This is a genomic window from Thalassotalea sp. PLHSN55, from assembly GCF_052030545.1.
In the GTDB taxonomy this organism is placed as follows: Bacteria; Pseudomonadota; Gammaproteobacteria; order Enterobacterales; family Alteromonadaceae; genus CANMXU01.
Window position 1 is genome coordinate 528,723 of record NZ_JBPDIH010000001.1, and the last position, 13,250, is coordinate 541,972.

Annotated in this window: 8 protein-coding genes; 5 read left to right on the forward strand and 3 right to left on the reverse strand. The window is 39.4% G+C overall.

Annotated elements, in window-relative coordinates:
- Window positions 1-22: 22 nt before the first annotated feature.
- Window positions 23-952 (forward strand): SMP-30/gluconolactonase/LRE family protein, encoded by a 930-nt coding sequence (locus ACRRSQ_RS02460; RefSeq protein ID WP_440874103.1) that lies wholly within the window; start codon window positions 23-25, stop codon window positions 950-952.
- Here ACRRSQ_RS02460 and ACRRSQ_RS02465 read toward each other — a convergent pair.
- Entirely contained in the window at window positions 942-2,432 is a 1,491-nt protein-coding gene (locus ACRRSQ_RS02465) for a sulfatase (protein WP_440874104.1), read from the reverse strand. The two genes, ACRRSQ_RS02460 and ACRRSQ_RS02465, sit on opposite strands and share 11 nt — an antisense overlap.
- 315 nt (window positions 2,433-2,747) lie before the next feature.
- On the opposite strand from ACRRSQ_RS02465, the gene ACRRSQ_RS02470 reads away from it, so the two are divergent.
- A complete protein-coding gene (locus ACRRSQ_RS02470; protein ID WP_440874105.1) occupies window positions 2,748-3,629 on the forward strand; it encodes an aldose 1-epimerase in 882 nt (293 codons plus the stop codon).
- A 31-nt stretch (window positions 3,630-3,660) separates the two neighbouring features.
- Here the strand turns inward: ACRRSQ_RS02470 and ACRRSQ_RS02475 are convergent, their stop codons facing one another.
- Together ACRRSQ_RS02475 and ACRRSQ_RS02480 are read right to left on the reverse strand one after the other, a co-directional pair.
- Complete coding sequence (locus ACRRSQ_RS02475) at window positions 3,661-4,530, reverse strand: hypothetical protein (protein ID WP_440874106.1); 870 nt, start codon at window positions 4,528-4,530, stop codon at window positions 3,661-3,663.
- Window positions 4,531-4,730: 200 nt separating this feature from the next.
- The gene (locus ACRRSQ_RS02480) at window positions 4,731-6,200 is read right to left on the reverse strand and encodes a sulfatase family protein (protein ID WP_440874107.1); all 1,470 of its coding nucleotides are present in this window, start codon (window positions 6,198-6,200) and stop codon (window positions 4,731-4,733) included.
- A 244-nt stretch (window positions 6,201-6,444) separates the two neighbouring features.
- Between ACRRSQ_RS02480 and ACRRSQ_RS02485 the strand changes: the two genes are divergently transcribed.
- The 3 genes from ACRRSQ_RS02485 to ACRRSQ_RS02495 all read left to right on the forward strand — a co-directional run bounded on the left by ACRRSQ_RS02485 (window position 6,445) and on the right by ACRRSQ_RS02495 (window position 13,218).
- Window positions 6,445-9,771 carry a glycoside hydrolase family 2 TIM barrel-domain containing protein gene (locus ACRRSQ_RS02485; RefSeq protein WP_440874108.1) on the forward strand — a complete coding sequence of 1,109 codons (3,327 nt, stop codon included), beginning with the start codon at window positions 6,445-6,447 and terminating at the stop codon, window positions 9,769-9,771.
- A gap of 144 nt (window positions 9,772-9,915) precedes the next feature.
- Window positions 9,916-11,283 (forward strand): sulfatase-like hydrolase/transferase, encoded by a 1,368-nt coding sequence (locus ACRRSQ_RS02490; RefSeq protein WP_440874109.1) that lies wholly within the window; start codon window positions 9,916-9,918, stop codon window positions 11,281-11,283.
- Window positions 11,284-11,676: 393 nt separating this feature from the next.
- Complete coding sequence (locus ACRRSQ_RS02495; protein ID WP_440874110.1) at window positions 11,677-13,218, forward strand: glycosyl hydrolase; 1,542 nt, start codon at window positions 11,677-11,679, stop codon at window positions 13,216-13,218.
- The last annotated feature ends 32 nt before the right edge of the window (window positions 13,219-13,250 follow it).

The following is a 13,250-nucleotide window of genomic DNA, read 5'->3' on the forward strand; positions in this document are numbered from 1 at the left end:
AACATTTTGTCTAGGTAATTAAATGAATAACGCACAAGTAGGTGAGTTGCTTTTTTCTGTTGATGTTAGTAACCAATTAGGTGAAGGCGTGCAATGGCACAAAGAAACTCAGTCTATTTGGTGGACCGATATAGAGTCATCGTGTTTGTGGCGTTATTCAACCTTAACAAAAGATTCAAGCAATCCATTAACAAAGTATGCAATGCCTGAGCGTGTTGGCTGCTTTGCATTTATTAAAGGCGATGACCGGTTGGTTATCGCCTTTTCTTCTGGTATCGCCCTTTACCATCTGGCGAGCAAACAACTTTCTTGGTTAGCTCAACCGGAAAAACATCTACAACATCATCGCTTTAATGACGGTCGAGTCGATCGCCAAGGCCGTTTTTGGGCAGGAACCTTGTACGAAGGTGAAGCGCCAAATACGGGCGAGTTAGCGAGTTTATATATGCTAGACCATCAACAAGAATGCCATAACATGCTTGCTAATATCGAAATATCCAATGGTTTGTGTTGGAGTTTAGATGGCAACATTTTATATCATGCGGACTCACCGACGCAGTGTATTTATCAATATCAAATGAAGAGCGATTCTGGCTTGTTAACCGATAAGCAGCTCTTTGCTAAAACGTCTGAAAATAGCTTTCCTGATGGCTCTTGCATTGACGCTGACGGCTATTTATGGAATGCGCAATGGGGCGGTTCAAAAGTGGTGCGTTATGCGCCAAATGGTGAGATAAACCTTATTCAAAGCTTACTAGTAAGCCAACCAAGCTGTGTCGCGATTGGCGGACCTAATATGGACTGGTTAATAGTGACGTCAGCCAAGCAAGGTTTAACAACCAAACAATTAGCCAAAGAGCCGCAAGCAGGTAATCTGTTTGTTTATCAATTAAATCACGTTAAAGGCGTTGAAGAGTCTCAATGTCAGACCAACTTTGCTGTTATTGATTAATTGACCAAGGTTGTTGATTTTTTTTCGCTTGTAAAAATTGTACCTTATTTTCCACCATCCACTTTTTCAGCATTTTCAGCATTTTCTGTGTGCGTTCAGGTAACTGCTTGCTAACATCATGTAGTTCACCAATATCCTTGTTTAGGTTGTACAAACTCACGGAGCCATCCTCTAAATTTTGAATTAATTTATAGTCACCTAAGCGAATAGCGGCAGCAGGTATTCCGCCTTGATTACTGTAATGCGGGTAATTCCAATAAAGGGCACGATTTTGGATTTGCGGCGTGTTTTTTAACAGCGGTAATAAACTCACACCATCGATATTTTTAACGTCGACATTGGCTAGCTCATAAATGGTTGCCGGAATATCCATACCAATAACAGGTGTTGATTGCTTGATATTTACTTGATGTAAACCTGGTGCTCTAACGAGTAGAGGCACTTTTATACCACCTTCATAGGCCCAACCTTTGCCGCCTCTTAACGGTAAATTACTGGTTGGGTGACCTTCTGATGTTGATACGCCACCATTATCTGAGGTAAAAAACACCACCGTATTTTCGGCTAAACCGGAATCTTCAAGGTGTTGCAGTATCCGGCCAATATTGTGGTCCATTTCTTCAACCATCGCAGCATAAATTGGATGGTTTTGCTGTATTCGTACTTTGCGTGCCTGTTTGGCATAGGGCCAAATTTGTTGCTCAGTTGCAAATTCTTCTTGCCTTGACAGCGGCTTTTTATGGTTTTGATACTTTGCAATGGTGCCCTTAGGTGCTTGCAATGGGTTGTGAACAGAGTAGTAAGACAGCACCATCAAAAAAGGCGCGTTAGCTGTTTGTTTTTGCGTTTGTTGTTTTAGTAATTCAATAGCTTCGTTAGTGAGTCGCTCTGTTAAATATTCACCATCAGGGCCTTGCGTTAATCGCGGGTTTTTATAAGGGGCAAAATATCCGCCCGCTGGTGAGCCGGCACTCCAACCACCAATATTGACATCAAAGCCTTGGTTTTCAGGCCAATATTTTGGATCTTCACCTAAATGCCATTTGCCAATGAAGCTTGTTTGATAATGTTTTGGCAATGCTTCGGCAAGGGTTAGGGTGCTGGCAGGTAAATAATCAATGCTATTCGCGGGCTTAAAGGACCCATTGCGACGTTTACTTTTTTGATGATGAAACCAATCCGTCGCATGTAATTTAGCAGGATTGATGCCCGTCATTAATGCCGCGCGTGACGGGCTACAGACAGGATTAGCGGCATAACTATTACTGAAATTTACGCTTTGTTTAGCAAACTTTTCAAGCGCAGGCGTTTGGTAAAAGCTGTTGGGATTATTCGGTGTAATATCCATGAAACCTAAATCATCGACAATAATCACTAAAAAGTTCCAGGGCGCGTTGTTAGCAGCATTAGATTTTGCTTTCGCCACAGCTTGAACGGATAAGCTCACTAAAATAATGGTAAATAAAAGCAATTGTGACAACGACTTGAAACTGTTTATTCGAGCCTTAAAAAAAGGTAAATATAATGTCGGTAAATGCGGCATAGCGTTTTGGTGAATACCTTATGTGAATGTTGATACAGGCATGAGTAATGCTTTATTAGTGTATTAGTTATATGCATAGCGGAATTTAGGAGATTAATCAATAAATTCTTGATAATAAATGTGATAAATAATACTGTTTAATTAAATTAGCCGCTATGAAATAAACGAGTGACAGACAGTAATACTGTTTACTTACTTGAGCTATATAGCACCTTGTAATGAAGATATTTTGTGAATAGGCAGTAAACTACGTTGGAACTTTTTTATATTAAAGATGCGTTTAGTGAAGTTATCATCGCCCCTGAACTTGGCGGTAGCGTTTTAGCTTATACTAGCGAAATTAATGGGCAAAAACGCGAAGTATTTCGTACAGAAATCAATCCTGAGCAGGTAACAGATACTTGTTGCTTTCCATTGGTACCGTTTTCGAATCGAATTAAACATGGCAAGTTTTTGTTTCACGATAAAGCCATTTCATTGCCATTAAACGCCTTACCTGAGGTTCACGCTCATCACGGTCATGGTTGGCAAACTTCATGGCAGGTTGACAACGTGCAAGAAACGTCGATAACGCTTTCATATCATTACCAACCAGATGCATGGCCTTATGCATACACAGCTAAGCAGCAAATTAGTTTAGATAACGGTATGTTAATGATGTCGTTAACCTTAACAAATAATAGCGATCAGGAAATGCCGGCAGGTTTGGGCTTTCATCCATATTTTACCCGTACCGCAGAAAGTGCACTGCATAGCCAAATAACACAAATGTGGCAAGTTGATAGCCAATGTTTGCCGACACATCAGAGCGAGGCGCCGGCAAGTTTAATGTCAGCGCAAGGCATGAAGTTTGAAGGCTCAGACCTTGACAATGCTTTTGCTAACTTCCCGCATAAAGCGGTTATTACATGGCCTGAATGGCAAGCTAAAGCTGAAATGACCACTTCAGATAACTGTGATTTTTTAGTGGTATATAGCCCTAACGAGGAAAACTTTAGCTGTGTTGAACCAGTAACACATCTCACGGATGCATTTAATAGGGTATCTACAGGGCAAAAAAATACAGGTTTTCGTATAATAAAAGCCAAAGAGTCCATGACCATTTGGATGAAAATAAAACCTAGCTCAATCTAAGCTGAACGTCTGCCAAATTATGCTGCAACACTTAGTCGTTGCAGCAAATCACTTGCCAGTCATTGACTTGCGCATTAAAAAAGCCACCTTCTTGATAGGCTTGCACTATTTTTCCTTGTTCACGTAGCTTTTTTAGCCCCGTTTGTAATGCGGTAAATATTCGCGTTCCGTGTTCATTTTCTTTATTGACCAATATGTGTCTTGAGCCTTTAATCGCGACTTTCATATTGGGCACTGGCACTAAATGGATATTTTCATAGTTATGGCTTAGGTCGTCATTATTGCTAAAGTCATCCAATAAAAAATCGGCACGTTTGGCATGGACCATTTTCAACATGAATTGATACCTAGGCACACTGTGTGTGGCAATATTAAGTCGCTGTAAAGCTTGCCAATCTGCATGCCAGTGTTTGCTTGATACTGCGTGAAAATTTTTAAGATCTTTTGCCGATTTCGCCTTAAGCAAGGCAATGTTGAGTCGATTGGTATAAACGCCTTTAAAATACTCTCCGTCGCGGATCAGTGGCGCAGAAACATAAACTTTATTTTGATCGGCTAAGTTTAGCCAAACACTGTCTAGCATTAAATCGATATGGCGATTAGTGACAAGTCTTAACAAGCGTGGAATATTGCTAATGGCGACAAAATTAAAAATAGGCTCAATACCTCCTAACCTTAGGGCTTGGCACACTAATATACTTTCAATTAGCGAGCGCGAGGGGTTAGTGAACTTATAATTTGCAAGGGCGTCGCAGCTTACCTTTTCCGTTATTTTTTTCAGTTGCTGTTCAACTTGTTGATGGTGACTAATGCCGACGTTAATAATTAAAGGCGTTGATAAGGTTTTGTATGAAACAAGATAAAGGGCAAAGCTAGAAAGAATTAGCCAATATTTTTTCACGTGATTTCCTAAAGGAGTGAAAATAACAATATTATAAAAAACAAAAATTATAAACTAGTGTGCTAGGGAAGGTGAGCTTACTGTGTAACCAATGTGTAAAAGCTGATAGTAAGTAAAGACAAATAGTGACTAAAGGAATCATTGGTAAAACCAAGGAGCATAGGGCTCCTTGGCTAAAGTGTACTAGTGAAGGTTATTCGTTATAAACCTTTTTTAATGTCTTTTTTCCACTTTTTATAATAAGTCGTTAACTGTTTAACAACTTCAGGATGCTGTTTAGCGACATTAGTCGTTTCAGAAGGATCGTCTTCTAAGTTATATAAAAAGCGACCTAGCTCAAGATCAACCATTTCATATTTTGCGTATTTATCGGTGGTGGCGGTTTTAAATTTCCATTTACCCATACGCACTGCAGTTTCGTGACCCGTGTCCCATACAAGCACTTTGTGCTCTAACGATTTGTCTTTACCGGTTAATAGGTTGGTTATATCGATACCGTCAACATGATCTGGCGTGTTAGCGCCAGCAAGGTTTGTTAGGGTTGGCAAAATATCCATCGTGCTTATCACGTTGTCGCTAACCACACCTTCAGTAAAGGTACCAGGCCATGAAACTATCATTGGAATACGCACACCACCTTCATATAACAAATACTTACTACCTCTAAATGGTCCATTGTCAGCGTAAATTGGCGTTGAGCCACCATTGTCACTTAAGAAAATAACTACCGTGTTTTCGGTTAAACCTTCTTGTTCCAAGGTATCAAGTAGCTTACCAATTTCCGTATCCATATACTCTAGTTGCGCTAAGTAGTGAGCACGACCTTCAGGGTTGTTTGGGTAGCGACCATTTTTGTACCAAGTGTAGTAATCTTCGGTATCTGGATCCCAATCATGGTAGCCTTTTAAGTTATTCGCTTCTAAATAATCTTCTGGTAATTGGTGCGTAAAGTTGTGCACCGCATTAAAAGCTAATTGTAGGTAGAACTTGTCATTTTTATTCTTTTTAACAAATTCACGTGCTTTTTCACCATAGATTTCAGTTGTAAAACCGGTGCGATCGTCACGTTCGTAGCCATCCCAAAACGCGCCATACTCAAGTGCTTGACCATGTTTTCCGCCACGTTTGTTATAGGCTCTTAATTTCTTTCTTTCGTTTTGGTCGTATTCATCGTTGTGGATCATAAAATGCTGACGACCGTTACCACCGTAACCATAAAAGTAATCAAAGCCATGATTTAAGGGAAAATCGCGTACATCTTTTGTATGAAATCCATAATGAAATTTACCAACATAGCCAGTATTGTAATCACGTGTTTTTAGTAATTCTGGAATTGTGGTTAGTTTTGGATGAATTGCAGCTTTATTACCATACCAATATGCGCCTTGGCGTTGGTTATAAGTACCTGTAATTAAACCTAAACGAGAAACATTGCAAATTGGTGCAGTTACATAAGCATCGGTAAAGCGAGTACCACTTTTAGCTAGACGGTCTAAACTTGGCGTATGTACGTCGTCTTTGGCTAAACCCGTTGCGCCGATATCCGCGTAACCTTGGTCGTCACTGATGATAACAATAACATTGGGGCTATCTTTGCTACCTTGTGCAAAAACACTATGGCTAGCAACAATAGTGGTGAGTAAAAGTATGAACTTGATTGTCAGTTTCATAGGCTACCTAATTGAAGTCGTTAAAAATTGCCGCTAACTTATCATACTTGTAATATTATTCAATGTAGATAAGTGTAAAGTTTACGTAATCTAACTATTACTGTTTTTCTTTACATAGCTTTACTTTCATTTAGCTTGTTTACTTTTCGCTAGCCTATTATTCTGTTATATATATTGAACATTTGTAATATAAATACTATATTTCGAGTTATCGTAATAGCTATATTCAACCTTTGGAAATTTTATGAAAAAAATGTCAGCCACTTACTCTAGGTTTTCTTGTAACCACACAAGACAGTCGTTTCAATTAAATCAAGTAACCAAGCTCGCAGTCATTCCTTTGTTGTCATTAGCCGTAGCATCTTGTGGTGCTAATAATGGTGTTGAACAAACAGCAAAGCCTCAAAAAACCGTTTCAGGTAAAGTTGCTAACCCATACTGGGAAAACCCTGAAATGTTTGCCGAGAATAAAATGCCGGCTAGAGCGCATTTTTTCTCTTTTGAGTCGTCAGCACTTGCAGATATTAATGATAGAACATCGTCTGAGAATTTCCTTTCGTTAAATGGCAGCTGGCAATTTAATTGGGTAAAAACACCTGCTGAGCGCCCAAGCAATTTTTATAAGACCGATTTCGACAGCTCAACGTGGGACAAAATTACCGTACCTGGAAATGTTGAACGTCAAGGTTACGGCGTGCCGCACTATTTAAATATTGAATACCCATTTCCAGCAAATCAGCCGTATATTCCGCATGACTACAACCCAGTAAGCTCTTACATTAAAGAAATTGATTTACCAAAAAACTGGCAAGATAAAAAAGTCTTTATTCATTTAGGTGCGGTAAATTCAGCCATGTTTATTTGGGTGAATGGTGAAAAAGTCGGTTATAGCCAAGGTTCAAAATTACCAGCAGAATTTGATTTAACCAAGTATCTACATGCGGGTAAAAATAAAATTGCCCTTGAGGTGTATCGTTGGTCTGACGGTAGCTATTTAGAAGACCAAGACGGTTGGAGTTTAAGTGGTATTGAGCGCGACGCCTATTTATACGCCACACCACAAACGCGTGTTGAAGACTTTACTGTTGTATCTGATCTGAGCAATGATTATCAAGACGGCTTGTTAAGCGTCAATATTGATTTAGAGAATCAAAATAAAGCGAAAGACTTGACTGTTATCACCACATTGTACGACGGTGAAACTCAAGTTTTTAGACAAGACAAAGCTGTTGTTGTTGATGGTAAAAAGCAAGTTAACGTTAAAGCAAAAGTCAGCGATGTAAAAGCGTGGAGTGCAGAAACGCCTCACTTATACACCTTAAAAATGATCGTTAAAGACAGTTCAGGTAAAACTTTAGAGGCGATTAACCAAACCGTTGGTTTTAGAAACATTAAAATGGAAAACGGTTTGTTTTTAGTTAACGGCAAAGCTATTACCATTCGTGGTGTTAACCGTGTAGAGCATCATCCAGAAGGCGGTCGTACATTAACACGTGAGTCGATGGAAAAAGACATCTTGATGATGAAAGAAAATAACATCAACTCGGTACGTACTGCGCATTTCCCGAATGACTCTTACTTTTACGAGTTAGCCGACAAATACGGCCTGTATGTTATGGATGAAGCGAATATTGAAACCCATAAATACATGCAAACCGGTAACCGCCCAGAAAAGCGTCAGCAACAAGACGATCCTGATGCTAAGGTAATTAAAAAGCAAAACCAGAAAAAGAAATTTGACCGACCGGCTAGTCAGCGCAAACATCATTTAGGTTACAAACCTGAATGGGAAGCTGCCCACGTTGACCGTGTTGCACGTATGGTTGAGCGTGATAAAAACCATGCATCTATTATCTATTGGTCGTTAGGCAATGAAGCGGGCTTAGGTACGTCTTTTGAACGTGCAACCGAGTGGATCAAAGCTAACGATGCGTCTAACCGCCCGGTAACTTATGGTGGCTGGGGTACGGTAAATGGTCATACGCCATTGGATTATGTTGATATTTACACGCCAATGTACGATAGCGTGTCTGAGCTTAAAGATTACGCCAAGAAAAAACGTAAGCAGCCGTTAATTCAAGCGGAATATGCACATGCAATGGGCAACAGTGTTGGTAATTTAAACCTGTATTGGAACACCATTTATGCGCATGAGCAGTTACAAGGTGGCTATATTTGGGATTGGGTCGACCAAACCTTTATTGAAACCAACGATAAAGGACAAAAATTCTGGGCGTATGGTGGCGACTTTAACGATGGCAAAAGTAATCGTCATTTCTTGGCCAATGGTTTAATACAACCTGATCGCACGCCAAATCCACATTTAGCCGAAGTGAAGAAAATTTATCAACCGGTATATTTTGATGATTTCGATGTAGCCACATCGCAAGTCACCATTAGCAATCACTACAACTATATTGATCTTGCTCATTTAGACTTTGCAGTATCAGTGACCGAAAACGGGGTTGTTATTGCTAATGCACCGCTTGCCGATATTAATCTTGCTGCAGGTTCAAGCAAAAAGCTAGCGATAAACTTGCCAACATTTACGCAAAAGTCTGATGCCGAGTATCACATTACGATTAGCGCACGTTTAAAAGAGGGTGGTGACGTTCTTTTGCCAGCAGGGCATGAAATTGCATGGCAGCAGTTTGCGTTAACTGAACCAGTGCCTGCGGCAACATCCAAGACAATTGGCGAGCTAAATAGCCAAGAAAGTGCTCAAGGTGTACTTATTTCGGGTGACGACTTTAAGGTGATGTTTGATAAAACAACGGGCGAGTTAAGCTCTTATCAATATCAAGGCACAGAGTTAGTTGAAGCTGGCTTTACCGGTAACTTCTGGCGTATTCCAACGGATAATGACAACGGTTGGGGAATTAAACATAAAACGCGTGTATGGAATAACGCCACATTAAAACAAACCTTATCAAGTTTTGATGTGCAAAAAGTTAACGAGCAGCAATTAAAAATTACTACCACGCATGTGTTAGCAAATAAAGCGGCAAACTTTACTATGTCGTATACAGTTAAAGGTGACGGACATATTGATATTGACTCGTCGTTAAACTTATCACGTGGAAAATTACCAACCATGCCGCGTGTTGGTATTCATATGCAATTACCGGGTGAATTTAGTGAGCTAACCTGGTTTGGTCGTGGCCCACATGAAAGTTATGTTGACCGTAAAGAAAGTGCTGCTGTTGGTCAATACCATAGCAGTGTTGATCAACAAGTACATGATTATGTTGTACCTCAAGAAACCGGTAATAAAACTGACGTACGTTGGTTAACGTTAACCAATAACAACGGTCTAGGCTTTGAAGTGACCTCAGATAAATTATTTGGTTTCTCGGCAGTGCCTTATGAAAAGTATGACTTTTATAAAATAGGCTCTGTACCTGGGCATAGCGTAGATGCGCCATTTAAAAACACGACATCACTTCGTCTTGATTATAAGCAAATGGGTGTAGGTGGTGACGACAGTTGGGGGGCCACTCCTTATCCAGAGTTTATGATCCCAGCAAACAATTATCAGTTTAGCTTTTCAATTAAACCGGTAAGTCGTTAATAACAATATTTAATTATTTAAATGCCCACCTCCTTTTAATTTTATCGAAAGGGAGTGGGCTAAGATGAGTGACTCTATGTTGAAACTCATATCAAATAACGAAATCAGCTGTTTTAAGCAGCGTCGATAATATAGGTAATATGTATGAAGTACATTAATCGTTTGGTTTGTTTTGCCTTAATCTTGGTAACTGGGTTTGCCAATGCTGCGGCGGAAAAACCTAATTTCATTGTTATTTTAACCGACGACTTAGGTTATAGCGACGTAGGTTTTAATGGTAGTACCGATATTAAAACCCCTAATATTGATCGCATAGCCAATGAAGGTACACGTTTTACCAATGGTTATGTAACTTACGCGGTATGTGGCCCAAGTAGAGCAGGGCTATTAACAGGTCGTTATCAAGGGCGATTTGGTTTTGGTCGCAACCCTTATATTGACCCTAGTGATGAAAATTCGGGTTTACCTTTATCTGAACAAATGATCTCTGAAGTGTTAAAGCCGGTCGGTTATAGCTCGAGCATTATAGGTAAATGGCACATGGGGACGCATCCAAAATTCCGTCCTAATAATCGTGGGTTTGATCACTTTTATGGCTTTTTATCTGGCGGGCATAAATACATGCCTGAAGATTTAATCTTTAACAGTATCGCCGAAGGGAAGAAACCGTTTGATTGGTACCGCACTAAATTATTAAGAAATGACAAGCGTGTTGATATTACTGAATATTTAACCGATGAGTTGTCACGTGAAGCGATCGGCTTTATCGAAGAGAAAAAAGACGATCCCTTTTTCTTATACCTTGCTTACAACGCACCACATACGCCTTTGCAAGCCACCAAAGAGTATTTAGATCGCAATAAACACATTAAAGATAAAAAGCGCCGCACTTATGCAGCAATGATCACCGCCGTTGACGATGGTGTTGGCCGTATTTTAGCGAAGCTAGATGAATTAGGTATTGATGACAATACCATGGTTTTCTTTTTATCAGACAATGGCGGTGTTAATAAAGGCTTTTCAGAAAATGGTGAATTAAGAGGCCATAAAAGTGAGTACTTTGAAGGCGGTGTGCGTGTGCCATTTGCAGTACGCTGGCCTAACCGCATTCCTGCTGGCGTTGACTACAATAACCCAATAAGTTCAATGGATATTTTAGGTACATTAGCAGGTATTACTCAAGCACCTATCGCAAAAGAACGTCCGTTAGATGGGGTTAATTTAATGCCATTTATTACCGGTAAAACTGACGAAATACCGCACGATGTTTTGTATTGGCGTAGTTTTGATAAAGGGACCTTGGCCCTTCGCCATCATAACGCCAAAGTTATCGCAGGGAAAAAAGAAGGTAACTTGTTATTTAATTTAGATAAAGATATCAGTGAAAAATCAAATCTTTATAAAGAAAATAAGAAATTGCATAACAAATATTATCAAGAGCTTAAAGAATGGGAAAAGGAATTAATTGACCCAATCTTTAAACCGCTAAAAGCACATAGCAATAAAAAGTAATTTACCAAGCCACTATAAGCATTCGCCAATAGTGGCTTTTTCTTTTATCCGCCTCGTTAATTCATCACGTTATTTTGTTAATGCAATACAATCAATAAGATAATGTAGCGTACCTTTACAAAATCATTCGTTAAACTCTAATTTATTTTACAATATTGAATGCGTTACCTGTTGAATTTTAAGTGTTTATTATTCAAGTGGTTGTGGTGGTCATCTCATCACTGTTCTTGTTGGTTACATAAGGTAACTTAATTGTACTTTTTTCCTAAATTCACTAGATAAAAATGAGCTAATTAAGTATATTGATGTTATCTATCTGTATTATATTTTAATATGATGGGTCTTATAAATATTATAAATTGAAAAACGACAAGATCGATAGGACGTGACGCTATGAATATTAAGGCAATATCATCATTGAGCATGCTCGCAATAACAGCACTTCTCTCCGGCTGTGATAGTGATGGCTCAAAAGAGGAGATCATCTCAAATGAAGACGATTATTCTCACCAAATACCTGAAGTTAAAAAAGGCTCTGTATTTAACAACCAAGATCTTATTTGGTCAAATCAACTAGCAGAGATCAAACCCCATTGGAATCATGACTGGTCAAGTACGCGTAATAAAACTTTTCAACCAAGCAGTATTGAGTTTGTACCAACTTTTGCAACGGATACGGTATTAACCGACGAGCAAGTTGCTGAGCTCAAAAAATATTACATCGATTACATCCCTACTGAGATAGAAGTAGGTGAAAATGGTGATGAAGTTGAAGAAATTTTGGCAGAAGAAAAATTTCATTATGTGTTAACTTCGTACGAGCATGAAGACGTTGTAGTGAACCCATTAGAAGAGGGCATCGAAGCAACGGTTAATATTGATGGTTTGCTAGCAGCTTGGGAAAAGCTCGTGGAAATTGGTGCACCTATGGTGAGCCCTGCCACAGAAGACCCACTAAACCCTTGGATGACCGAGTTCATGCAACAGCAAGGTGATACGGTGAGTTATGTGGCATTACAATGGTTTGGTGCTCCCGATGTTGACGCGTTAATGGCAAAAGTTGATGAAACCTATGCAGCGTACGGAAAACCGGTTTGGATCACAGAGTTTGCCGTTGCTGATATGGACGCTATGCCAGCCGTTGAAGGTGTTGAAGCCGAAGGTGATACGCCTGCCATTGACGCTATTCCAGCGATTGAAAATAAATATACAGAACAAGAAGTTGTTGACTTTATTAAGACTGCATTACCGGCTCTTGATGAACACACTAACGTATTTCGTTATAGCTGGTTTAGTGTAGAGCCAGAAGCTGAAAACTTTATTAATTTTTCTTCTTCGCGTTTATTTGATGCACGTGACATGGATACCGGTAAAACAACACCAACCATAGTTGCAGAAGCTTATGCATTTCACACTCCTAATGGTTATGCGGGTTTTGGTAAAACGCCTGCTTTGATTGATGAAATTCCTGGCAACTTAATTGTTAATGGTCACTTTGAAAATGCAACTGATGCACCTTGGCTTGGTTATTTACGTGAAGTTGTTTTAGGAACGGAAGCCATTCCTGCAACCGACGGTGTTTTTTATGGTCGTATTAATAACAACTCAGATGGTTCTTTTCTTCAATTGGTCGACCTAGAAGAAGGCAAATCGTACAAGCTTAACTTTAATGCAAGATTTCATAGTGGCGTTGGTAAAAATACTATGAATGTTGTAGTTAAAGAAAACGAAAGCGGCAAAACGGCCAATGTTTTGAAAGCGCCAATTGTATTAGTTGACGGTGAGTGGAGTGAAAATGAATTTATTTTCGAGGCGAGCCTAACGGGTAATTACAAATTGAGTTTCTGGCATGGTAAAGAAACCCACTATTTCTATTTAGACAGTGTTTCGTTAGTGGAAGTTACTGATGAAACAGAAGAGGGCGGCGCAGAATAATTAACTAGTTATTCTTCTTACCTAATCAAAAC